This window comes from Methylocystis sp. IM3, from assembly GCF_038070105.1.
Classification (GTDB): Bacteria; Pseudomonadota; Alphaproteobacteria; order Rhizobiales; family Beijerinckiaceae; genus Methylocystis.
In genome coordinates, this window is the sequence record NZ_JBBPBZ010000002.1 from 78,545 (window position 1) to 99,972 (window position 21,428).

Genomic DNA, 21,428 nt, shown 5'->3' on the forward strand with positions numbered 1-21,428 from the left:
CGCAGGAGGGGCGCCCTCGCAAGCGCGAAGCGCGCCGGGCGCTCTTTTCCCTGGCCGCGTGGCCTTCCTGCAACAGTCTGCGGCCTAAAACTTCAATGTCGTGGCCTGTTTGACGCCCGGCAGGGCGCGCAGCAGCAAAAGCGTCGCCTCGGGCAGGGCGCCGTCGATCGAAACGAGCGCGACGGCGCGTCCGCCCGGCCGGTCCCGCCCCAGCGCGAAGGTTGCGATATTGACCTGCGACTCGCCCAGCGTTCCGGCGAAGCGGCCGATGTAGCCGGGGCGGTCCTCGTTCTCGGTGTAGATCATCGAGGGCGCGAATTCCGCGTCGACGTTGATGTCGCCGATGCGCAGCAGGCGCGGCTTGCCGTCGTGGAACACGGTTCCGGCGACCCTGATCTCGCCCTCGGCGGTCGTCGCGACCAGGGTGACGAGGGATTCATAGTCGCTCTGCGCAGCCCGGCTCACCTCGTCCACCCGCAGGCCGCGCTCCCTGGCGATGGCCGGCGCCGAGACCGGGTTCACCGTGTCCAGAATCGGCCGCAGCAGGCCGGCGAGCGCCGCGGCGGTGAGCGCCCTGATTTTCTCCCCCGCGACGGCGCCTTCGTAAATAATCGAGAGCGTCTCGACGCCGCAGCGCGCGAGTTGCCCCACAAGCAGGCCGAGCTTTTCGGCAAGCGAGACGAAGGGCGCGAGACGCGGCGCCTCCTCGGCCGAGATCGCGGGAAAATTCACGGCGTTGGAGACGGCGCCGCGCGTCAGATAATCCGACATCTGCTCGGCGATCTCGAGCGCGACCTTCTCCTGCGCCTCCGCCGTCGAGGCGCCGAGATGCGGCGTGCAGACGACGTTGGGTCGCGCAAAGAGCGGATTGTCGGTCGCGGGCTCCTGGGCGAACACGTCGAGCGCCGCGCCAGCGACATGGCCCGCATCGAGGGCGCGGCAGAGCGCCGCTTCGTCGACGAGCCCGCCCCGCGCGCAATTGACGATGCGCACGCCCCGGCGCGTCTTCGCGAGCGCCTCGGCGGAGAGGATGTTGCGCGTCTGGGCGTTGAGCGGCGTATGCAGCGAGATGACATCCGCGCGGGCGAGGAGGTCGTCGAGATCGACCTTCTCGACGCCGATCGCCGCCGCCCGCTCCTGGGTGAGAAAGGGGTCGTAGGCGAGAACGCGCATCTTCAGGCCCAGCGCCCGGTCCGCGACGATCGCGCCGATATTGCCGCAGCCGATGACGCCCAGCGTCTTGCCGGCGATCTCGACGCCGAGAAAGCGGTTCTTCTCCCATTTGCCCGCCTTGGTGGAGGCGTCGGCGGCCGGTATGTCGCGGGCGAGCGCGAACATCAGCGCGAGGGCGTGTTCGGCGGTGGTGACCGAATTGCCCGACGGCGTGTTCATCACGATCACGCCCCTGGCCGTCGCCGCGCCGATATCGACGTTGTCGACGCCGATGCCCGCCCGGCCCACGACCTTCAGCCGGTCGGCGCGGGCCAGAAGCTCCGCCGTCACCCGCGTCGTGGAGCGGATGGCCAGACCGTCATAGGCGGACATTGCGGCGGCGAGCCTCTCCTTGTCCTTGCCGAGCGCCGGCTCGAAATCGGCGTCGACGCCGCGCAGGCGAAAAATCTCGACGGCGGCGGGGGACAGCGAATCGGAGATGAGAACGCGGGGCTTCATGAATCGGCTCCCATGGCGGCGCCCGAATGACTCAGGCGGTCGCCTCCAGATAGGCCCAGTCGAGCCATTGCGTGAGCAACGCCACGTCGGCGGCCTCCACTGTCGCGCCGCACCAGATGCGAAAGCCCGGCGGCGCCGCCCGATAGGCGCCGAAGTCGTAAGCGACGCCCTCCCGCTCGATCATTTGCACCATCCGCTTGGCGAGCGCAGCCTTCTCCTCTTCGCTTCCGGCGGCGGCGGATGGCGAGAAGACGAGGCAGACGCTCGTATTGGAGCGCGTCGCGGGGGCCCTGGCGAGATGGTCGATCCAGTCGGTCCGCGCCACCCAGTCGTCGACGACCCCGGCGCTGGCGTTGCAGCGCGCCCGCAGCGCGTCGAGGCCGCCGATCGAGAGGCCCCAGCGCAGCGTGTCGAGATAATCCTCCACGGCGAGCATCGAGGGCGTGTTGATCGTCTCGCCCCTGAAAATCCCCTCATTCAGCCGGCCGTTCTTCGTCAGCCGGAAAATCTTCGGCATGGGCCAGGCGGGCTTGTGGCTCTCCAGCCGCTCCACGGCGCGCGGCGAGAGGATGAGCACCCCATGGGCCGCCTCGCCGCCCATGACTTTCTGCCAGCTGAAGGTCGTGGCGTCCAACCTGGCGAAGTCGAGGTCCTGCGCGAAAGCGGCCGAGGTCGCGTCGCAGAGGGTCAGTCCCTTGCGGTCGGCGGGGATGAAAGCGGCGTCGGGAACCCGCACGCCCGAGGTCGTGCCGTTCCAGGCGAAGACCACGTCATTTTCGAAATCGATCTGCGAGAGATCCGGCAATTCGCCGTAAGGCGCGGTGAGCGCGCGCGCAGCGGGCAGCCGCAGCTCGTTCACCACATCCGTGACCCAGTCGAGGGAAAAGCTCTCCCAGGCGGCGATGTCGACGCCACGCGGCCCGAGCAGCGACCAGAGCGCGATTTCCACGGCCCCGGTGTCAGACGCGGGCACGATGGCGATGCGGTGCTCGGCGGGGACGCGCAGCAGTTCGCGCGTGAGGTCGATGGCGAGGCCGAGCTTCTCCTTGCCGGGTTTCGAGCGATGCGAGCGTCCGACGGTGGCGCCGGCGAGCGCCGCAAGCGACCAGCCCGGCCGCTTGGCGCAGGGGCCGGAGGAGAAGCACGGATTTGCCGGCCGGGCGCCGGGCCTGGGCGTCGCCATCTGTCCTCTCGCGCGTCTCGCGAAACCGCTCCGCGCTACGCCTTGTCTCCCCGAGCGTCAAGGCCGGCGCGGCAAGGGCTTCGCCAGGCGGGACCGGAGATGATTTGCAGGCCGCTCAGCTCGAGGCTAGGATCGCCGGCGTCCCTCTCCGGAAAGGATCGTCGCGCATATGGGCCGCCTCTTGCTCCTTCTCTCTCTGGCGTCCCTCTGCTGCGGCCCCGCCGGCGCGGTCGGTCTGCGCCAGATCATCAGCGACTGCGGGGCGGACGGAAAGGCCTATTGCGAGGGCGTGGGCTATGGCGCGCCCATGCAATCCTGCCTGACCCGCAACAAGAAGAAGCTCGCGCCGCCCTGCCGCGCCATCATCGAGCGGCTTGAGAAAGGCGAGGAGGTGGAGATTTTGGCTAGGACGCCGCCGCCGCGAGGCCGGGCGGCCTATCTGGCTTCGTCCGGCGCCCTGGCCGTCACGGCGAGGGCATGCAGCCCCTCCTTCAGCTCCTGGGCGAGCAGGGCGTTCACCATCCGGTGCCGGTCGATCCGGCTCTTGCCGGCGAAGGCGGCGCTCACCACTTCCACGCGGAAGTGGCTTTCATGGCCGTGGCGCTTGTCGCCGGGGTGGCCATGGCCCGCGTGATGATGCGACTCGTCGATCACATTCAGAGAAACGGGCGCAAGCGCCTCGGTGAGTTTCTTCTCGATGCTCGCCGCCACCGGCCCCACGGGCGTCTTGACCGCGCCTCCCGCCTGATCCGCCATCGTCTCCTCCTCGTCTTCCGTCCCAGCTAAGCCCCGGTCGCCTTCCTTGCAAGATCGGACGCGGGCTCAAAAATTGGCGCGGTCCGCGCTTGCGGCCGGACCCGTCGCCATCATAATGGAATGAAATGAACCTCAACTCGCCTCTCTTCGACCGCATCCGAACGAAGCAGGAGCCGCGCACGGAGAAGCGCGAGGCGACGACGATCAAATGCGATTCGCCGGGCTGCGAGGCGGAGGGGACCTATCGCGCGCCGATGGGGCGGCTGCGGGAGGGGCAATATTTCTGCTTCTGCCTCGACCACGTCCGCGAATACAATTCGAACTATAATTATTTCAACGGGATGAACGACGCCGACGTCGCCCGTTACATCAAGGACGCGACAGTCGGCCACCGCCCGACCTGGACCATGGGAACCCAGCGGGGGGCGAAGGGCTTTCGCGAGGAAGGCGGGCCGACCGGCGATCCGCTCGGCATGTATCGCGCCCGCCATCATCGCCGCGCCGCCGAACCGCGCGAGCCGCGATATTCGCCGGTCACCATGCGGGCCTTTTCGGCGCTGGGGCTCGACGACGCGGCCGGTCCCGAAGTCGTCCGGGCGCGCTACAAGGAGCTCGTCAAGCGGCTTCACCCCGACGCCAATGGCGGGGACCGCTCCCGCGAGGAAAAATTGCGGGAAATCATTCATGCCTATAAGACGCTGAGGGCCGCGCGATTAGCCTGACGCGCCAGCGTCGCGAGGCGTGACGATCGCCGCCCGTCAGACGGAGGAAGATTTTGGTCGATACAGTCACTGGCTCGGGCCTCGAGAGCACGCCGGACATCAAGGTTTCGGCGCGCGAGCTTTTCGGAATCGACACGGATCTCGTGGTTCCCGCCTTCTCCGAGCGAAGCGAACATGCGCCGGAGGTCGATCCGGATTATCTCTTCGACCGGCAGACGACGCTCGCCATTCTCGCAGGCTTCGCCCGCAACCGCCGCGTGATGGTGACGGGCTATCACGGCACCGGCAAATCGACGCACATCGAGCAGGTGGCGGCGCGGCTCAACTGGCCCTTCGTGCGCGTCAATCTCGACAGCCACATCTCGCGCATCGACCTCGTCGGCAAGGACGCGATCGTGCTCAAGGACGGCAAGCAGGTCACGGAGTTCCGCGACGGCATCCTGCCATGGGCCGTGCAGCACAATGTGGCGCTCTGCTTCGACGAATATGACGCCGGCCGTCCGGACGTGATGTTCGTCATCCAGCGCGTGCTGGAGGTGTCGGGCCGCCTGACGCTTCTCGATCAGAACCGCGTCATCCGCCCGCATCCGGCCTTCCGTCTCTTCGCCACCGCCAATACGGTCGGACTGGGCGACACGTCGGGTCTCTATCACGGCGTGCAGCAGATCAATCAGGCGCAGATGGACCGCTGGTCGATCGTCACGACGCTCAACTATCTGCCGCACGACGCCGAGACGAATATCGTCATCTCCAAGGTGAAGTCCTATGGGGCCTCCAAGGAGGCGCGCGACGTGGCCAACAAGATGGTCCGCGTCGCCGATCTAACCCGCAACGCCTTCATGGCCGGCGATCTCTCGACCGTCATGAGCCCGCGCACGGTCATCACCTGGGCCGAGAACGCGGACATCTTCAACGATGTCGGCTTCGCCTTCCGCCTGACCTTCCTGAACAAATGCGACGAGCTGGAGCGGCCGCTGGTCGCCGAGTTCTATCAGCGGTGTTTCGGCAAGGAACTGCCCGAGAGCGCGGTGAATGTGGTGATGACCTAGCGGGACCTTGTCTGCATGATGCGCCGCATGGCCGATGAAGTCGACAATCTCGTCTTGCAGCAACTGCGCGTCATGCGTGCGGAAATTGCCGAATCGCATACGCAGCTTCGGGCCGAGATGACTCTTCTGCGCGATGAATTGAAGGGTGACATGCATTCGCTGCGCGCCGACGTGGCGTCGGATCTTCTCGCCATGCAGGCGAAGAACGAGGCGGAGCACAAGGCCACGCGCGAACAGGTCGCCGGCCTGCGGCGGGCGGTGGTGGAATATCACTCCGCCGTGCTCGGCCATGGCGCGCTCATCAGCGATCTCGAGGGCCGTGTGCGACGGCTCGAGCAGAAGGTCGGGGTTTCCGACGCCTGAAGGCGAGAGCGCGCTTTACACAAGGGCCCGCGCGGCCTAATTTCCGCGCCGGTCCGAGGGGCGTCGCCCCGATTCAGCCTGAAAGACAAAACTCATGCGCGCCGAGCCGCTTGCGCTCAAGGAACAGATCGAGCAGTCCATGGGACTGCTGAGGAGGCATCTTTGACGTCGAGACTGCGACCCGCCGTCTCGCCGAACTGAACGTCAAGGCCGAAGACCCGAATTTCTGGAACGACCCCGAAGAAGCGCAAAAGCTCATGCGCGAACGCACCCAGCTCGAGGAGCAGATGGGCGCGATCGACAAGCTGACGCGCGAGCTCGACGATGCGCTCACGCTCGTCGAACTCGGCGAGGAAGCGGGCGACGACGCGACCGAGAAAGAGGGCGTCGAGGCCCTCAAGGCCGTGCTCAAGGAGGCGCAGCTTCGCCAGGTCGAGGCGCTGTTCTCCGGCGAGGCGGACGGCAACGACACCTTCGTCGAGATCCACTCCGGCGCCGGCGGCACCGAAAGCCAGGACTGGGCGCGCATGCTTTTCCGCATGTACGCCCGCTGGGCCGAGCGCAAGAAGTTCAAGGTCGAGGTGATCGAGGAGACGGCCGGCGAAGAGGCGGGCATCAAATCGGGCACGCTGCTGGTCAAGGGCCACAACGCCCATGGCTGGGCCAAGACCGAATCGGGCGTGCATCGCCTGGTGCGCATCTCGCCTTTCGACTCCAACGCCCGCCGCCATACGAGCTTCGCCTCGGTCTGGGTCTATCCGGTCGTCGACGATCGCATCGAGGTCAACATCAACGAGTCGGACTGCCGTATCGACACGTATAGATCGTCCGGCGCGGGCGGCCAGCACGTGAATACGACGGATTCGGCGATCCGCATCACCCATCTGCCCACTGGCATCGTGGTGGCCTGTCAGGCCGAGCGGTCGCAGCATAAGAACCGGGCCACGGCCTGGAACATGCTGCGCGCGCGGCTCTACGAGCTCGAGCTCGAGAAGCGCGAGGCGGAAGCCAACAAGGTTGCCGCCAGCAAGACCGACATCGGCTGGGGCCACCAGATCCGCTCCTATGTGCTCCAGCCTTATCAGCTGGTGAAGGATCTGCGCACCGGCGTGACGTCCGGCACCCCCGCCGACGTGCTCGACGGCGATCTCGACGACTTTATGCAGGCCTCGCTCGCCCAGCGCATCTATGGCGGCGGACCCGAGCAGGTCGAGGACGTGGATTAGGACGGCTGACGGGAGCTGGCCCAGCTCTCGAGCGACAGGCCGGGCAGGTCGGCGAAAACGTCTGGCGCGAGGGTGGCGAGCGTGCGGCCCTCGGCCATGGCCTGGGCGGCGGTCAGGCGGTCGAGCATCCGCCGCCGCTTGGGGCCGACCTGGCGCAACAAGGCCTCATAGGCCTCGGCGGCCCTGCGGTCGAAAGGCAGAATGTCGAGATTCTGCGCGATCAGCTCGAGGTTTTCCACCATCCGCGCAGTCTTGCCGGCGGCTGCGGCGGCGCCGAGCAATTCGGCGTAAACGAGTGCCGGGATTGCGACGTCGCCGATCGGCAGTCGCGCCAGTCGGGCCAGCGTCGCCGCCTCGCCGCTCGCCGCGGCGAAGAGCGTCGTGGCGTCGAGGAGGTAGCGGGCCATCAGTCGTCCGCCGGCCAGTCGCGCCGGGGCGGTTTGAACGCCGGCCGCTCCAGCGCTCCCGGCGCCGGCCCGCGCCCGAGGCGCGCCACGAGAGTGGCCATCTCCAGCCGGGCGGGAGAAACCAGAAGGCTCTCGCCCTGGCGCGTCACCACCACCTCCGCCCCTTCGGGAAAGGCGATCTCGCGCGGCAGGCGCACTGCGAGACTATTGCCGGATCGAAACACCTTCGTCGTCGCCATGACGGCAGAGTTCCACCCGCCGGCTACGCTGTCAATACCCGTAACTACTGGATAATTCCAGCCAGCGCCGAGGCGGCTTTCAGAAAGCGCGCCGGATCCACCGCCTCGCCATCCATCCTCACCTCATAGTGCAGATGCGGGCCGGTGGAGCGCCCTGTCGAGCCGACCCGGCCGATCGCCGCCCCCGGCGCCACCGGCTGACCCGGCCCGACGTCGATTGCCGAGAGATGGCCGTAGCGCGTGGACACGCCGCCGCCATGGTCGATCTCGACGAGATTGCCATAGCCGCCCTGCGGACCCGCGAAGGCGACGACCCCCGCGGCGGTGGCCCGGACCAGCGCGCCATAGTCGTCGCGCAGATCGACGCCGCTGTGCAGCGCGGGTCGTCCGAGAAAGGGATCGGCGCGATAGCCGAAGGTGGAGGTCATTTGCAGGGGGCCGGAAAGCGGCTTGCGCAGGGGCGCCATTGGAAGGGCGCGGCGCAGCCCTTCCAGCGTGGAGACCGCCGACCGGGCGGCCGCGAGCTGGCGTTCGAAGAGCGCGTCGCCGCCCGTCTCGGGGGCCGCGACAAAGGGTCCGCCGACGGCGGTCGCGCCGCGCGCCGTCGCGCTCGCGCGGGCGAAGCGGCTCACCGGAAGCCCCGCCATGTCGAAGGCGTCGCGCAACCGCGCCGCCTCCGTCATGGCCGGCCTCAGAATGGCGGAAAGCCCCTTGGTCTGCTCGCGTTCGACCCGGTCGAGCGACAAGGCGAGGCGCTCGAGCCGCAGGGGGAGCGGCGCCTCCGGTCCGGCGAGGGACGTGTCGACAGGGAGCGCCCCTTCGCGCGGCGCCGAGGCGGGCGAGGGCAGCGGAACAGGCTTCGAGTCGTCGCCGAGCCGCAGCTCGAGCCCTTTCGGCTCGGGCGCCCCGGCCGGCGCGGGAGGCGGCGCCTTTTGGCTCTCTTCGACGGTGGCGGCGAGGGCGGGCGGTCGGGACTTCACGGGCCTCTCCGCCGCGCGGGCGCTCGCGGCGATGGAGGTCACGCCCGCCTCGCCCGAGACGGCGCCGTCCACGAGCCGGGCGACGACCGCGGCGCGCGTCTCGAGCTGCGCCTGGCGCAGGACGAGACGCTGGACCTTCCCCTCGACGCCGTTCTGGTTGATGAATTGCCGGCTCGCCAGCTGATCGAGGCGCAGGCGCAGAGCCGCGACGCGGTCTTCATAGGCGTATTGCATGCGCATCTGCCTCTCGACGAGACCCGCGAGCAGCTCGTCGTGAAAGGCCAGATAGGCCGCGGCGGACAGGAGCGTCGCCGCCGCCAGGGCGGCGAGCGCGCCGGCGGCGGCGAGGGCGCGAGAGGTGAGGCGATAGCGGCGGCGCCGATGGCCGCGCGAGACCTCGACAACGAGGTCCCACGGCTCCCGAACGATAGGCTGATGCTCCCGAAAACGCATGAATCGACCCGCATGACAGAACGCGGGTCGCCGGACCGCCGCGCAGGGCGATCAAAAACCATTAGGGTTAACGCTTCGCCAAAAAGCGAAGGTCGAGCTGGTTGCGCCGGAAGCCGTAGACAATCAGACGGCGTGCGCTTATCGTCATACCATGCTGCGTCTGCTCACCCGTTTCCTCGGTCTGCTTTTGCTCGCCGGAGGGTTCATCGCCCTCATCGTCGACGGCACGCGCTCGATCGCCGGGGGCCAGCTTCTCGTCACCACGCTGAAAAAGGGCCTCTCCGAGACCGTGCCGGCGCTCTACCGCGCGCTCGAGGCCGATATCGCAGCCAAATCCGCGTTTCTGTGGGACACGGTGATGTCGACGGCGATGCTGCTGCCGGTGAGCGTCACGCTCGGCGGCGTCGGCGCGCTGCTGATTGTCTTCAGCCACAAGCAGGAAGCCGCCGGCCGCTATTGGCGCCGCTGAGCCGCGCCTTATCTTTGGGGCATGTCTCTTTTCGACAAGCTCTCCCTCGCCCGACGCCTCGGTCCCCTGCCGGATCGCGACGCGCCCGTTTCCCACGGCGCCTTTCATTTCGTGAACGGCCATCCGCTCGATCCGCCCTTCCCGGTCGGAGCCGAGGAGGCGCTGTTCGGCATGGGCTGCTTCTGGGGCGCGGAGCGCAAATTCTGGCAGGCGGGCGACGGCGTCTATGTCACGGCGGTGGGCTATGCCGGCGGGACCACGAAAAACCCGACCTATGAGGACGTCTGCACCGGACGCACCGGCCATGCCGAAGTGGTGCGCGTCGTCTTTTTTCCTGCGGTCCTCTCCTTCGAGCGCCTGTTGAAGCTCTTCTGGGAGAATCACGATCCGACGCAGGGGATGCGCCAGGGCAATGACGTGGGCACGCAATATCGCTCAGTCGTCCATGTCTCCAGCCCGGAGCAATACGCCGCCGCCGAGGCGTCGCGCGCGGAGTACCAACGCGTATTGACGCAGGCGGGCCGTGGGCCGATCACCACGGAAATAAAAGAGGCGCCGCCCTTCTATTACGCGGAGGCCTATCACCAGCAGTATCTCGCCAAGAACCCCGGCGGCTATTGCGGGCTCGGCGGCACGGGCGTCTCCTGCCCGGTCGGAACGGGCGCGGCCTGAAGGCCGCGGGCGGCGTCACTGCGCCTTGAGCACCTGCCGGCAGGCGTCGGGCAGGGCGGCCATGGTCATCGGCGGCCATGATTTCCCCGACTTTTTCGGGTGGAGCGCCTCGTCGGTGAACCACCAGGCGAGAGACTGGTCGCAACCGTCGCCCGCCGGGGTCGGGTCCTGATCTCGGCAACTCGATCCGTCGGGGCAGAAGAGCCGCACGTGGAAATGGTAATTGTGCCCCCACATGGGGCGCACCTTGCGCATCCAGGGCTCTCCCTCGGCGACGCGGCACAAGGCCCGCTTGATCGCGGGATTGACGAAGATGCGCTGCACTTTCGGCTCCAGGGCGGCGGCGCGGATCACCGCGACATGCCCCTGCGTCCACACATCCGGCCGGATGTCGAGAAGATCTTCCCGCACCACGTCGGTCGCCGACATCTCCTCCCGCTCGGCGCGGGAGAGTTCCCGCTCCGGCATTGGGGTGAGCCAGATATCGGCGTCGAGGCCGATTTGATGGGAGGCGTGGCCGGTGAGCATGGGGCCGCCGCGCGGCTGCGACATGTCGCCGATGAGAAGCCCGGGCCAGCCCGAGGCCTGCGCCGCCTTCGCGGAGAAATGCTCCAGGAATTTGACGAGGGCCGGATGGCCCCAATTGCGGTTGCGGGATAGCCGCATGACCTGCCAATGCGCGCCATTGACCGGCAGCTCCTCGCCCCCCGCAAGACAGCCGCGCGAATAGAAGCCGATCGGATCGGGATCGAGCGGCGCGCTCTCGCGGGCGCGTCCGAAAAGCTCCTTGGCGGGCGTCGATGGGTCGGACGGGTGGGCGAGCGGCGGGAGGGGCCTGGGATCGAGCGTGCCCTTTTCCTGGGCGAAGGCCGCGGCGCCGAGAAGCCCGGTCATCGCCGCCAAGATCGCAAGTGTCGATGCGCGCATGTTGATTTCGCCGTTGAGCGGTTGCCGGCCCCGCCGGGGCGGCGCCCCGCCATCTTCGGGCGTCAACCTTAACGTTTCATTCATATTGCCGGTTGCGCAAGCGTCAGCGACACTCTTGGCGGTACGCGTTGCGTCGGAGTGGTTCTCATGCGTTTGAAACTTGTCTTTTTCGTGCTGGCGTCGCTCCTGGCCTCCATCGGCCTCGCCCGCGCCACCGCCAATATTCACATCGATCTTTCGACCCAGACGATGCGCGTCGATTCGGACGCCGGCAGCTACACATGGCCGGTGTCGACGGCGCGCGCGGGCTATTACACGCCGCGCGGCTCCTATGCCCCGACGGGCATGCAGCTCATGCATTACTCGCGCAAATATCACATGTCGCCGATGCCCTATTCGATCTTCTTTCGGGGCGGCTACGCCATTCATGGCACCTACGCCACGGGCGCGCTCGGTCGCCCCGCCTCGCATGGCTGCGTCCGCCTGTCGCCGGCCAACGCCAGGCGCCTCTACGAGATCGTTCAGGCCGAGGGCGGCAGCATCTCGATCACCGGCGCCCCGCCGGCGAGCCCGACGCGCTACGCGGGGACGCACCGCCGCAATCCGGCGCATTACGCCAGCCTGCGCCATGGCCATCATGGCCACGCCCTCGCCTATGCGCCGGTCCGCCATCACCCGCGCCGGACGGTGCGCAGCTGGCAGTCCGATCCGATGTCGCTGTTTTGACGAGGAGCGTCGCCCACGTTCCAGGTTGGAGCTTAAACCTTGCCTTAACCGTGTCGCGGCAAAGTCCAGACTTGAGCGGAGCTATTGTGGCTTCGCCAAGGAACGGCGGCCCCGCGCGCGGCGCGGGGTCCCCTCGGGGCCGGCATGGGCGACATTATCGAGACGATCATCATCGGCGCGGGTCCGGCGGGCCTGACCGCCGGCTACACGCTGGCCAGGCATGGCCGCACGGCGCTCGTGCTGGAGCAGGATCCCGTTCACGTCGGCGGCATTTCCCGCACGGCGAGCTACAAGGGCTTTCTCTTCGACATCGGCGGGCATCGCTTCTTCTCCAAGTCGAAGGAGATCGTCGATCTGTGGAACGAGATTCTCCCTGACGATTTTCTCGAGCGGCCGCGCCTGTCGCGCATCTATTACCGGGGCAAGTTCTACGCATATCCGCTCAAAGCCTTCGAGGCGCTCAGGAATCTCGGCCTCGTCGAAAGCGCCCTCTGCATGGCGTCCTTCGGCTATGCGAAGGCGTTTCCGGTGAAAGCGCCGCGCACCTTCCACGAATGGGTGCGCAATCAGTTCGGCGAGCGGCTCTTCGGAATCTTCTTCAAGACCTACACCGAAAAGGTCTGGGGCATGGGCTGCGACGAGATTTCGGCCGATTGGGCGGCGCAGCGGATCAAGGGCCTGTCGCTCGGCGCGGCGATCGCCGACGGCCTGCGCCGGTCGCTCGGCCTGCGCCGCGCCGGGACGGGCGCGAAAACGCTGATCGAGTCCTTTCTCTATCCGCGCAAGGGTCCCGGCATGATGTGGGAGGCCTGCGCCCGCAAGATGCAGGAGGGGGGTGGGCGCCTGCTGATGGGCCGCCGGGTCGAAGGGCTCTCCTATGACGCGCGGGCGAGGCTCTGGACCGTGCGCGCGCGGGGGCCGGACGGAACCGTAGAGACCCACGAGGCCCGGCATGTGATGTCCTCCGCGCCGATGCGTGACCTCATGAACGCCCTCACGCCGACGCCCCTGACCCTCTTCAATGCGCGCGCGCTCAAATACCGCGATTTTCTCACCGTCGTGCTGATCGGCCGCCCGCAGAAGGAATTGCCCGACAATTGGGTCTATATCCACGATCCTGGCGTGACCGTCGGGCGCGTGCAGAATTTCCGCAGCTGGTCGCCGGAGATGATCGCCGACGGCGTTTCCACCTGCCTCGGCCTCGAATATTTCTGCTTCGAAGGCGACGGACTCTGGTCCGCGCCCGACGAGGAGCTGATCGCGCTGGCGGAGCGCGAGATCGGCGCGATCGGCCTGATGAACCCCGACGACGTCACCGACGCCTGCGTCGTGCGGCAGCCCAAGGCCTATCCCGTCTATGACGAGCATTACGCCCATCACGTCGACGCAATTCGCCGCGAGATCGCCGAGCGTTTCCCGACGCTCCATCCGATCGGTCGCAACGGCATGCACAAATACAACAATCAGGACCATGCGATGATGACCGGCATGCTGGCCGCGCTGAACGTCATCCGCGGCGAAACGGTCTTCGACGTCTGGCAGGTCAACGAGGACGCGGAATATTCCGAGGCCGGCGTCTCCGGCGCGCAGGAGGCGCTCTCGAGCGAACGCCTCGTTCCGCGCCGGGCGGCCGCGCGATGAGCGTCGCCGGCGTTTCGCGCGCAAGCGCGCTCACGGGGCGCGTCCTTGCGGATCTCGTGAAGTATGGCCTGGCCAGCGCGGCGGCGCTGGCCCTCGACGTCGCCGTGTTGATGCTCCTTCACCGCGTGCTGGGCGTCGTCCCCGCCATCGCCGCGGCGCTCGGGTTTCTCTCCGGCCTGGCGCTGATTTACGTCCTGAGCGTCGCCTGCGTCTTCCCCGGCCGTCGTCGCCGCCCGGCGCGCGCCGAAATCGCGTGTTTCCTTGTCACCGGTCTCGCGGGCCTTGCGCTCACCGAGGCGCTGATGACGCTTTTCGTCGAGGGGGCGGGGATTTCGGTTCCGCTCTCCAAAATACCGACCTCGGGACTGGTCTTCCTTTTCAACTTCACCGCGCGGCGCGCGCTGCTCTTCTCCGGGGCGCGCCGCGAATGAGCCGCCGGCATCCGCGCCTGCCTGTCGCAGCGACGCTCCTTCTTTCCCTCGCACTCGCTGTCCTGCTGACGCAGGGGCAGATCGAGGCCGTCTGGCGCACGGGCGCCTTTTTCGATTCCGACGACGCTCTGCGCGCCGTCGAGCTGCGCGACTTCCTCGCGGGACAGGGCTGGTTCGATTCCGTCGTCCGCCGGATCGATCCGCCGGCCGGGCTTGCGATGCACTGGTCGAGGATCGTCGACCTGCCGCTCGCCGCCTCGGATCTCTTTTTCTCGGCCTTTCTGTCGCCGGAACGCGCCGAGCGGGCCACAAGGCTCCTCTTTCCCGCCGCGCTGCTCGCCGCCCTTCTGGCTCTCGTCGGCTGGCTCGGCGCGATCCTTTCCGGCGCGGCGGCGCGTCTGGCCGCGATCTGGCTTGCGTTCCTGTCGGGCCCGATGTTCCTGCAATTCGCGCCCGGCCGCATCGACCATCACGCCCCGCAGATCGTGGCGCTGGCGGCGTCCCTGGGCTTGCTGCTCCAGGGCCTCGATCCGCGCCTTGCGCCGCGCCTCGCGGCGGCGTCCGCGCTGATGGCCTTCTCGCTTGCGATCAGCCTGGAGAATGCGCCCTTCTTCATCGCCATGGCCGCCGCGCCGGTCCTGCTCTTTCTCCGAGACGGCGAAGCCTCGCGCGCGCAGCTTCTGTCCTTCGCGGCCGGCGGGCTCGCCGCCGCCCTCGTTCTCTATGTCGCGACGGTCCCCCCTGGGGCCTATCTGCGCTCGGCCTGCGACGCCTTCTCCTTCGTGCATCTCGCGGCGATCGCCGCCGGCGCCCTCTCGCTTGCGGCGCTGGCGCTGCTCTCCGATCGGCTGACGAACCTGCGGGCGCGCGCTCTGGGGGCGGCGGTGGCGGGCGCGGCGACGCTCGCTTGCGTGGCCCTTGTCGCGCCGCGCTGTCTCGGCGATCCGCTCGTCGGGCTCGATCCCCTGCTGCGCGGCCTCTGGCTCGCCCATGTCGCGGAGGCGAAGCCGCTCGCCGCCCTCCTTGCGGAAAACCGCGCCGCCGCCATCGCCGTCGCGGCTCCCGTCGCACTGGGGCTTTGCGCCGCGCTCGGCTTCGTGCGCGTTACGCGCGGCGTTTCGAGGCGGCGCTGGCTGCTCATCGGCGCGGCGATCGCCGCGGGTTTCGCCGCCGGCCTCTGGCAGATACGCGTCTTCACCTCCGTCACGCCTCTCGCCATGGCGCCGCTCGCCGCCGCCCTTGTGGCGCTTTTCTCACGCTTGCGCGTCTCGCCGGCCCTGCGCGCCGCGCTGACATGCGCCGGGGCCGCCCTCGTCTCGCCGATCGGCCTCGCGCTCCTCCTCGCGCCCGAGGAGACGGCAGGCGCCGCCGGAGAACGCGCCTGCCTGACGCCGCAGGCGCTCGCCCCGCTGGCGGCCTTTCCGCCGTCCCGCGCGCTCGCCTCCTTCAGTCTCGGCAGCCATATTCTCGCCCATACGCCGCACAGCGTTTTCGCCGCACCCTATCATCGCAACAATCACGGCAACCGCATCGCCGCGGATGTTTTCCTCGCGCCGCCCGAGGAGGCCGAGAAGATCGCGCGCGCGGCCGGGGCGGAGCTCATCGTCTGGTGCGCGGCGATCGACGGCCCCTCGCCGCTGGTCGAGGCCGCGCCTGCCGGCCTCGCGGCCATGCTCGCGCGCGGCGAGGCTCCCTCGTGGCTGGAGCGACGTGTGGCGCAAGGCGCGCCCCTCCTTGTTTTCGCCCCGAGGCGCGTGGAATAGAAGCGGCGGCATCAGGCCGCCTCTTGAAGGGTACCGAACCTTGAACATTTACGACCGCCGCCGCTTCCTCCTCGGCGCCGGCGCCCTCGCCGCCGCGCCGGCTCTTGCGCAGCCTTCCGCACAGGAGCTTTCCGACGAGCTCCAGATCCGCGTCGAGAACAAATCCGTGCCGGAGCTTTGCGCGGAGAAGGACAATATCGAGCTCGATTTCGTCTCGCCGCGCATCCGCAGCCTTCAAATTCAGGCGGTGCATCCGTCCTATATCAACACCATCGTTTCCGACCGCTGGGCGCCGGACTGGTCGAGCTGCGATCTCTCGCATGATCCGAAATTCTTCTCCCAGGCGCGCCGGCGCACCTTTTGGGAGACGCCGGAATTCTGGATGACCGGCTACACCTTCCCCTCCTTCTGGCGGCCCAATGACGTGCCGATCCGTATCGGCGACACGGTCGAGCAGGGGTTCCACTTGGTGCAGTTCTGGATGTGGTATCGCGAGCGCGCCGAGGAGATCATGGTGTTCTATCCGCCCGACGGCTATTGGCGCGCGCGGCCGCTGCCCTTCGAGGACATGCGCTGGACCGCCTATGGCTCCTCCTTCCTCGTCGGTCCCGTCGAGACGCAGGAGCGTCCGATCGTCGCTCTGGAGGAGATCGCCTTCGATCCGGGAACGCGCAGCTTCACCCTGAAATTCAAGCGCGGCGGCGAGGCGCGGCTGGCGCTCAGAAGCGCGGATCAGGAGCGGCTGACGCTCGACGTCTCCTTCACCGACGCCATGCCGGGCGGCCGGCCCTTCGCGGCGCTGCGCTCCATGTACGCCATGGAGACGATGAGCGACGCGGCGATCGTCGCCTGGCGCTCCAAGCGCGGGAAGGGCTGGGAGGAGGCGCCCGTCATCGACTTTCCCGGCGCCAGCGCCACCGAGGTCTGGGTCGGCCGCCATCTGCCCTCGCGCCACAATCTCTCGGCGCCGGACATGGTCTTTTCGAAGTTCCAGGGCGCGGCGGCCAGATGACGGCGCGCTGGGGCGCCCTCGACGCGGCGCGCGGCCTCGCCGTTGTGGCGATGGTCGCCTTTCATCTGATCTGGGACCTCGCTCATTTCGGCTATATCGAGCGCACGATCCCCTGGTCGGCGCCGGTGAAGGCCTTCGGCCATTCGATCGCCTTCGCCTTTCTGTTCATCGCCGGCGTGTCGCTCGTCCTCGCCCATCGCAAGGGGATCCGCTGGGGCTCCTTCTGGCGCCGCTTCGGGATCGTCGCCGGGGCGGCGGCGCTGGTGAGCGTGGGAACCTGGATCGTCTTCCCCAGCGCCTTCGTCTTCTTCGGCATTCTCCATTGCATCGCGGCGGCGAGCCTGCTCTCGGCTCCATTCCTGCTCCTGCCCTGGCCCGCGGCGCTCGCGGCCGGCGCGCTCTTTCTTGCCGCGCCTCACGTCGCGGCGTCGCCCGTCTTCAATTCATCCTGGCTGCAATGGCTGGGCCTCGGCACGGTCGAGCCGCTGACGCAGGACTGGCGGCCGCTTTTTCCCTGGGCGGGAGCGATGCTCCTCGGCGTGGGAGCGGCGCGGGCGTTTGCGCTTCCCCAGGGCGGCGCCGGGGTGAAGGGGCTCGATAGCCTCGGCCGCCACAGCCTGCTGATCTATCTTCTGCATCAGCCGCTGCTGTTCGGCCTCTTCACCGCATTGATAGCGGTCGCGCCGCCGGCGGACGACATGCGCGACTTTGTCGCCCAATGTGTGAGCGGCTGCGTCGCGGAAGGCTCGGAGAGGGGGTTCTGCAGAAAGGCCTGCGCCTGCACGGCCGAAGAGGCGCAGCGCGACAAGGCCTTCGCCGGCGCGCGCGACGACGCCGAACGGGGGCGGCGATTGCAGGAAATCGCGGCAGGCTGCGTGGGGAATTAACCTGCGCGCCCGACTCGAGAGCGCCCGTTCCTCGTCATGCCCGCGCCTGTCGCGGGCATCCAGAAGGATGGCCGGGCCGAGCCCGGCCATGACGGTGGAACAGGCTCACATGCCGCCGAGATGCTCCGCGACCGTGAAGATGTCCTTGTCGCCGCGGCCGCACATGTTCATCACCATGATGTGATCGACGGGCTTTTGCGGCGCGAGCTCCAGCACCTTGGCGAGCGCGTGCGAAGGTTCGAGCGCCGGGATGATGCCCTCGAGCTTCGAACAGAGCTGGAAGGCGTCGAGGGCCTCCTTGTCGGTCGCGCTGATATAGGTCACGCGCCCCGTGTCGTGCAGCCAGCTGTGCTCGGGACCGATGCCCGGATAATCGAGCCCCGCCGAGATCGAATGGCCTTCGAGAATCTGGCCGTCGTCGTCCATCAGCAGATAGGTGCGGTTTCCGTGCAGAACGCCGGGCTTGCCGCCGGTGAGCGAGGCGGCGTGGCCGTTCTTCACATTGATGCCGTGGCCCGCGGCCTCGACGCCGTAAATCTCGACCGAGGGATCGTCGAGGAAGGGATGGAACAGGCCGATGGCGTTGGAGCCGCCGCCGATGCAGGCGACGAGCGAATCGGGCAGGCGCCCCTCCATCTCCTGCATCTGGACGCGGGTTTCATTGCCGATGATCGACTGGAAGTCGCGCACCATGGCCGGATAGGGATGCGGCCCCGCCGCCGTGCCGATGCAATAGAACGTGTCGGCGACATTGGTCACCCAGTCGCGCAGCGCCTCGTTCATCGCGTCCTTGAGCGTGCGCGCGCCGGACTGCACGGGCACGACCTCGGCGCCGAGCATCTTCATGCGGAAGACGTTGGGCTTCTGACGCTCGACGTCGACCGCGCCCATATAGACGACGCATTGCAGGCCGAAGCGCGCGCAGGCGGTGGCGGTGGCGACGCCATGCTGGCCGGCGCCCGTCTCGGCGATGATGCGCTTCTTGCCCATGCGGCGGGCGAGCAGGATCTGGCCCAGCACATTGTTGATCTTGTGCGCGCCGGTGTGGTTGAGCTCGTCGCGCTTGAAATAGACCTTGGCGCCCTTGCCGGGCTCGGCCTTCTCGCGCACATGCTCGGTGATGCGCTCGGCGAAATAGAGCGGCGAGGGGCGCCCGACATAATGTTTGTGGAGCCCTTGGAGCTCCTCATGGAAGGCGGGGTCGTTTCTGGCTTCCGCATAGGCGGCTTCGAGATCGAGCACCAGCGGCATCAAGGTCTCGGCGACGAAGCGACCGCCGAAAATGCCGAAGCGGCCGTTCTCGTCCGGGCCGGCGCGGAAGGAATTGGGAAGCGGCTTGGTCAAGGGACGGATTCCTCTTTGGCTCTTCGCCCCTCCCTTTCCTCCCCCGCAAGCGGGTGAGGGGACCCGCGCGATCCGCGGCGCCGATGAAGGCCACATCCTGCCCCCTTTCCCGCACAGCGGGGGAGGGCCGGGAAGGGGCGAAAGACGCGACTCTTTCTGTCGAGAACCTTTAGAGCCTTCGGGCTCCAAATCAAAGCGATCGCACGGCGTCGACGAAGGCTCTGATCTTTTCGGCGTCCTTGACGCCTCTTTCGCGCTCGACGCCCGACGACACGTCGACGGCCGGCGCTCTCGTGCGGCGCAGCGCCTCGGCGACGTTTGCCGCGTCGAGTCCTCCCGAAAGCATCCAGTTTTGGCCGTCGACGCCGGTCAGCAAATCCCAGTCGAAGGCGACGCCCGCCCCGCCCGGAACGGCGGCGTCGGGCGCGGACTTGGCGTCGTAGAGCAGCACGTCGGCGACATCCGCATAGGCCGCGGCCTTGGCGACGTCTTCCGCCGTCGCGACGCCCACGGCCTTGATGACCGGAAGGGAAAAGCGCGCCTTCACGTCGGCGACGCGCGCCGGGCTTTCCCGCCCATGGAGCTGGAGCATGTCGGGCGCGAGCGCGCCGACGATCTCCTCGAGCGCGGCGTCGCCGGCGTCGACGGTGAGCGCCACCCGCGATATGCGCCCCTCGGCCAGGCGCCCGAGCGTCCGGGCGGTTTCGAGGTCGATGTGGCGCGGGCTCTTTTCAAAGAAAACGAAGCCCGCCAGATCGGCGCCGGCGGAGATGGCGGCGAGCAGCGTCTCGGGAGAGGAGAGACCGCAGATTTTGACGAGTGTCTCAGACATGCTTGAACGTCATGGCCGCGCGTGTCGCGGCCATCCACGCCGGGCCGCCTGCGGCGAGTCCTGTATGGCCGGGTCGAGCCCGGCCATGACGAAGGGCGTCTACCCCCGGTTATAGGCGTCCTCGAAGCGGACGATGTCGTCCTCGCCGAGATAGGAGCCGGTCTGCACCTCGATCAGCTCCAGATCGATCTTTCCCGGATTGGTGAGGCGGTGCTTGCAGCCGATGGGGAGATAGATCGACTCGTTCTCGTGGACGAGATGCAGCTCCTCGTCGCGGCCGACCTCGGCCGTGCCGCGCACCACGATCCAGTGCTCGGCGCGGTGGAAGTGCTTTTGCAGCGACAGGCGCTCGCCGGGCTTCACGACGATGCGCTTCACCTGATAGCGCTGGCCCTCGTCGATCGACTGATAATAGCCCCAGGGCCGGAAGATGCGCTTGTGCGCCCCGGCCTCGCGGCGGTTCTGCGTTTTCAATTCGTCGACGAGCTGCTTCACCCGGTCGCCATGCTCGTGATTGAGCACGAGCACCGCGTCCTGCGTCGTGACGACGATCACGTCATTGACGCCAACGACGGTGGTGAGCGTGTCCTCGGAGCGCACATGGACATTCGTCGCATCCATGACCACGCCCTGGCCACGCACCGAATTGCCGAAGGCGTCGCGCTCGGAAAGCTCCCAGACCGCGCGCCAGGTTCCCACGTCCGACCAGCCGATGTCGGCGGGAATGAGCGCCGCCTTTTCGGTTTTTTCCATCACGGCGTAATCGATGGATTTCTTGGGCGCGCGGGCGAAGGCCTCGGCGTTGAGCACGCAGGCGCCGAGATCTCTCGTCGCGCCCTCGATCGCCGCCTCGGCGGCGTCGGCGATGGCGGGCTCGAAATGGGCGATCTCGCCCTGCATCACATCGGCGCGGAAGATGAAATTGCCGCTGTTCCAGTAGTAGCCGGCCTCGATGTAGCGCTGCGCCGTCTCGCGGTCGGGCTTCTCGACGAAGGCGTCGAGCTTGAGCACCTCGCCGCCCGCCTGAAGAGGCGCGCCGGGCCGCAGATAGCCGTAGCCCGTCGCCGGATGGTCCGGCTTGACGCCGAGCGTGACGATATAGCCTTGCGCCGCCGCTTCGCCGGCCTTCTTGCACAGTTCCGCCAGTCCGGCGCGGTCGCGCACGACATGGTCGGCGGCGAGGACGACGACGACCGTGTCGGGCGCGCGCCGCGCGGCGAGGCCGGCGGCCACCGCGACGGCGGGACCGGAATCCCGGCGCGAGGGTTCGAGCACGATGTCGGCCTCGGCGCCGATCTGGCGGAGCTGGTCGGCGATGAGGAAACGATAGTCCATGTTGGAGATGACGATCGGCTTCTCGAAAGCCGGGTCGGCCAGCATGGCGATGGTCGTCTGGAAGGTCGAGCGTTCGCCGACGAGCGGGATGAACTGCTTAGGCAGGGTCTCGCGCGATTCCGGCCAGACCCGCGTGCCCGAGCCGCCGCACATGATGACCGGCAGGATTTTTCTCATCTCAAGTCCCTTTCCAGCCCGTCTCGGCGATTCGCGGACAGGGGCCGCGGCGCGGCCGCAGCTTTTCGCAATCGCGCCGGATGATTCGCTTTCGAAAACGCCGGCGGAAGGAGCCGGCCCGGTGCAATGGGCGGGCGGGCGCGCCCCCGCGCGCCCGGCTTCA

22 protein-coding genes are annotated in these 21,428 nt (G+C 68.0%); 12 read left to right on the top strand and 10 right to left on the bottom strand.

The features are described 5' to 3' along the window. Nucleotides 1-84 precede the first annotated feature (84 nt). The 3 genes from serA to WOC76_RS02140 all read right to left on the bottom strand — a co-directional run bounded on the left by serA (nt 85) and on the right by WOC76_RS02140 (nt 3,610). Nucleotides 85-1,671: a phosphoglycerate dehydrogenase gene (gene serA / locus WOC76_RS02130; protein ID WP_341431250.1), complete on the bottom strand. Its 1,587-nt coding sequence runs from the start codon at nt 1,669-1,671 to the stop codon at nt 85-87. 31 nt (nt 1,672-1,702) lie between these two features. Continuing rightward, nucleotides 1,703-2,854 carry a phosphoserine transaminase gene (locus tag WOC76_RS02135; RefSeq protein WP_341104194.1) on the bottom strand — a complete coding sequence of 384 codons (1,152 nt, stop codon included), beginning with the start codon at nt 2,852-2,854 and terminating at the stop codon, nt 1,703-1,705. A gap of 435 nt (nt 2,855-3,289) precedes the next feature. Beyond that, complete coding sequence (locus WOC76_RS02140) at nt 3,290-3,610, bottom strand: BolA family protein (protein ID WP_341104193.1); 321 nt, start codon at nt 3,608-3,610, stop codon at nt 3,290-3,292. 125 nt (nt 3,611-3,735) lie between these two features. On the opposite strand from WOC76_RS02140, the gene WOC76_RS02145 reads away from it, so the two are divergent. From WOC76_RS02145 to prfB, 4 genes are all read left to right on the top strand, one after another. Next, entirely contained in the window at nt 3,736-4,332 is a 597-nt protein-coding gene (locus WOC76_RS02145; RefSeq protein WP_341104191.1) for a J domain-containing protein, read from the top strand. Between the two features lie 53 nt (nt 4,333-4,385). Beyond that, complete coding sequence (gene cobS, locus WOC76_RS02150) at nt 4,386-5,381, top strand: cobaltochelatase subunit CobS (RefSeq protein WP_445730599.1); 996 nt, start codon at nt 4,386-4,388, stop codon at nt 5,379-5,381. A 27-nt stretch (nt 5,382-5,408) separates the two neighbouring features. Continuing rightward, nucleotides 5,409-5,744, top strand: coding sequence for a hypothetical protein (locus WOC76_RS02155; protein WP_341104189.1), 336 nt, complete (start codon nt 5,409-5,411; stop codon nt 5,742-5,744). Nucleotides 5,745-5,838: 94 nt separating this feature from the next. Continuing rightward, nucleotides 5,839-6,970 (top strand): peptide chain release factor 2 gene (gene prfB, locus WOC76_RS02160; protein WP_341104187.1). Its coding sequence is split into 2 segments (ribosomal slippage): nt 5,839-5,907 and nt 5,909-6,970, totalling 1,131 coding nucleotides; the frame shifts between segments, so codons are not numbered across the junction. Here the strand turns inward: prfB and WOC76_RS02165 are convergent. From WOC76_RS02165 to WOC76_RS02175, 3 genes are read right to left on the bottom strand one after another with little or no spacing between them, the layout of a single operon-like run. Beyond that, a complete protein-coding gene (locus WOC76_RS02165) occupies nt 6,967-7,377 on the bottom strand; it encodes a PIN domain-containing protein (protein WP_341104184.1) in 411 nt (136 codons plus the stop codon). The genes prfB and WOC76_RS02165 overlap by 4 nt on opposite strands. Then, nucleotides 7,377-7,616 carry an antitoxin gene (locus WOC76_RS02170; protein WP_341104182.1) on the bottom strand — a complete coding sequence of 80 codons (240 nt, stop codon included), beginning with the start codon at nt 7,614-7,616 and terminating at the stop codon, nt 7,377-7,379. Before WOC76_RS02170 ends, WOC76_RS02165 begins: the two co-directional genes overlap by 1 nt. 44 nt (nt 7,617-7,660) lie before the next feature. Then, a complete protein-coding gene (locus WOC76_RS02175; protein WP_341389510.1) occupies nt 7,661-9,049 on the bottom strand; it encodes a M23 family metallopeptidase in 1,389 nt (462 codons plus the stop codon). Between the two features lie 151 nt (nt 9,050-9,200). On the opposite strand from WOC76_RS02175, the gene WOC76_RS02180 reads away from it, so the two are divergent. Together WOC76_RS02180 and msrA are read left to right on the top strand one after the other, a co-directional pair. Beyond that, the gene (locus WOC76_RS02180; protein ID WP_341104178.1) at nt 9,201-9,518 is read left to right on the top strand and encodes a hypothetical protein; all 318 of its coding nucleotides are present in this window, start codon (nt 9,201-9,203) and stop codon (nt 9,516-9,518) included. A gap of 21 nt (nt 9,519-9,539) precedes the next feature. Then, nucleotides 9,540-10,190, top strand: a complete 651-nt coding sequence (gene msrA, locus WOC76_RS02185; protein WP_341389512.1) for a peptide-methionine (S)-S-oxide reductase MsrA — start codon at nt 9,540-9,542, stop codon at nt 10,188-10,190. 15 nt (nt 10,191-10,205) lie between these two features. Here the strand turns inward: msrA and mepA are convergent, their stop codons facing one another. Then, nucleotides 10,206-11,117 carry a penicillin-insensitive murein endopeptidase gene (mepA, locus tag WOC76_RS02190; protein WP_341104176.1) on the bottom strand — a complete coding sequence of 304 codons (912 nt, stop codon included), beginning with the start codon at nt 11,115-11,117 and terminating at the stop codon, nt 10,206-10,208. A gap of 147 nt (nt 11,118-11,264) precedes the next feature. On the opposite strand from mepA, the gene WOC76_RS02195 reads away from it, so the two are divergent. From WOC76_RS02195 to WOC76_RS02220, 6 genes are all read left to right on the top strand, one after another. Continuing rightward, nucleotides 11,265-11,843: a L,D-transpeptidase gene (locus tag WOC76_RS02195; protein ID WP_341104175.1), complete on the top strand. Its 579-nt coding sequence runs from the start codon at nt 11,265-11,267 to the stop codon at nt 11,841-11,843. Between the two features lie 144 nt (nt 11,844-11,987). Next, nucleotides 11,988-13,484: an NAD(P)/FAD-dependent oxidoreductase gene (locus WOC76_RS02200; protein WP_341431251.1), complete on the top strand. Its 1,497-nt coding sequence runs from the start codon at nt 11,988-11,990 to the stop codon at nt 13,482-13,484. After that, nucleotides 13,481-13,915 (top strand): GtrA family protein, encoded by a 435-nt coding sequence (locus WOC76_RS02205; RefSeq protein WP_341104173.1) that lies wholly within the window; start codon nt 13,481-13,483, stop codon nt 13,913-13,915. Before WOC76_RS02200 ends, WOC76_RS02205 begins: the two co-directional genes overlap by 4 nt. After that, nucleotides 13,912-15,678, top strand: a complete 1,767-nt coding sequence (locus tag WOC76_RS02210; RefSeq protein ID WP_341104171.1) for a hypothetical protein — start codon at nt 13,912-13,914, stop codon at nt 15,676-15,678. The genes WOC76_RS02205 and WOC76_RS02210 overlap by 4 nt, the downstream gene beginning before the upstream one ends. Nucleotides 15,679-15,724: 46 nt before the next feature. Further along, the gene (locus WOC76_RS02215; protein ID WP_341108715.1) at nt 15,725-16,690 is read left to right on the top strand and encodes a hypothetical protein; all 966 of its coding nucleotides are present in this window, start codon (nt 15,725-15,727) and stop codon (nt 16,688-16,690) included. Continuing rightward, entirely contained in the window at nt 16,687-17,577 is an 891-nt protein-coding gene (locus tag WOC76_RS02220; RefSeq protein ID WP_341389516.1) for a heparan-alpha-glucosaminide N-acetyltransferase, read from the top strand. The genes WOC76_RS02215 and WOC76_RS02220 overlap by 4 nt, the downstream gene beginning before the upstream one ends. Nucleotides 17,578-17,682: 105 nt before the next feature. On the opposite strand, the gene trpB is transcribed toward WOC76_RS02220, so the two are convergent. From trpB to WOC76_RS02235, 3 genes are all read right to left on the bottom strand, one after another. Beyond that, complete coding sequence (gene trpB, locus WOC76_RS02225; protein WP_341104166.1) at nt 17,683-18,921, bottom strand: tryptophan synthase subunit beta; 1,239 nt, start codon at nt 18,919-18,921, stop codon at nt 17,683-17,685. A 190-nt stretch (nt 18,922-19,111) separates the two neighbouring features. Continuing rightward, on the bottom strand, nt 19,112-19,753 hold the full coding sequence (locus tag WOC76_RS02230; RefSeq protein WP_341104165.1) for a phosphoribosylanthranilate isomerase: 642 nt from the start codon (nt 19,751-19,753) through the stop codon (nt 19,112-19,114). A gap of 99 nt (nt 19,754-19,852) precedes the next feature. Next, nucleotides 19,853-21,265, bottom strand: coding sequence for a mannose-1-phosphate guanylyltransferase/mannose-6-phosphate isomerase (locus WOC76_RS02235; RefSeq protein WP_341104163.1), 1,413 nt, complete (start codon nt 21,263-21,265; stop codon nt 19,853-19,855). Between the last annotated feature and the right edge of the window lie 163 nt (nt 21,266-21,428).

What these genes read in the sequence shown, in the direction of transcription:
- serA (WP_341431250.1), bottom strand. Translation starts at nt 1,671, where the DNA reads ATGAAGCCCCGCGTTCTCATCTCCGATTCGCTGTCCCCCGCCGCCGTC.
- WOC76_RS02135 (WP_341104194.1), bottom strand. Translation starts at nt 2,854, where the DNA reads ATGGCGACGCCCAGGCCCGGCGCCCGGCCGGCAAATCCGTGCTTCTCC.
- WOC76_RS02140 (WP_341104193.1), bottom strand. Translation starts at nt 3,610, where the DNA reads ATGGCGGATCAGGCGGGAGGCGCGGTCAAGACGCCCGTGGGGCCGGTG.
- WOC76_RS02145 (WP_341104191.1), top strand. Translation starts at nt 3,736, where the DNA reads ATGAACCTCAACTCGCCTCTCTTCGACCGCATCCGAACGAAGCAGGAG.
- WOC76_RS02155 (WP_341104189.1), top strand. Translation starts at nt 5,409, where the DNA reads ATGGCCGATGAAGTCGACAATCTCGTCTTGCAGCAACTGCGCGTCATG.
- WOC76_RS02165 (WP_341104184.1), bottom strand. Translation starts at nt 7,377, where the DNA reads ATGGCCCGCTACCTCCTCGACGCCACGACGCTCTTCGCCGCGGCGAGC.
- WOC76_RS02170 (WP_341104182.1), bottom strand. Translation starts at nt 7,616, where the DNA reads ATGGCGACGACGAAGGTGTTTCGATCCGGCAATAGTCTCGCAGTGCGC.
- WOC76_RS02175 (WP_341389510.1), bottom strand. Translation starts at nt 9,049, where the DNA reads ATGCGTTTTCGGGAGCATCAGCCTATCGTTCGGGAGCCGTGGGACCTC.
- WOC76_RS02180 (WP_341104178.1), top strand. Translation starts at nt 9,201, where the DNA reads ATGCTGCGTCTGCTCACCCGTTTCCTCGGTCTGCTTTTGCTCGCCGGA.
- msrA (WP_341389512.1), top strand. Translation starts at nt 9,540, where the DNA reads ATGTCTCTTTTCGACAAGCTCTCCCTCGCCCGACGCCTCGGTCCCCTG.
- mepA (WP_341104176.1), bottom strand. Translation starts at nt 11,117, where the DNA reads ATGCGCGCATCGACACTTGCGATCTTGGCGGCGATGACCGGGCTTCTC.
- WOC76_RS02195 (WP_341104175.1), top strand. Translation starts at nt 11,265, where the DNA reads ATGCGTTTGAAACTTGTCTTTTTCGTGCTGGCGTCGCTCCTGGCCTCC.
- WOC76_RS02200 (WP_341431251.1), top strand. Translation starts at nt 11,988, where the DNA reads ATGGGCGACATTATCGAGACGATCATCATCGGCGCGGGTCCGGCGGGC.
- WOC76_RS02205 (WP_341104173.1), top strand. Translation starts at nt 13,481, where the DNA reads ATGAGCGTCGCCGGCGTTTCGCGCGCAAGCGCGCTCACGGGGCGCGTC.
- WOC76_RS02210 (WP_341104171.1), top strand. Translation starts at nt 13,912, where the DNA reads ATGAGCCGCCGGCATCCGCGCCTGCCTGTCGCAGCGACGCTCCTTCTT.
- WOC76_RS02220 (WP_341389516.1), top strand. Translation starts at nt 16,687, where the DNA reads ATGACGGCGCGCTGGGGCGCCCTCGACGCGGCGCGCGGCCTCGCCGTT.
- WOC76_RS02230 (WP_341104165.1), bottom strand. Translation starts at nt 19,753, where the DNA reads ATGTCTGAGACACTCGTCAAAATCTGCGGTCTCTCCTCTCCCGAGACG.
- WOC76_RS02235 (WP_341104163.1), bottom strand. Translation starts at nt 21,265, where the DNA reads ATGAGAAAAATCCTGCCGGTCATCATGTGCGGCGGCTCGGGCACGCGG.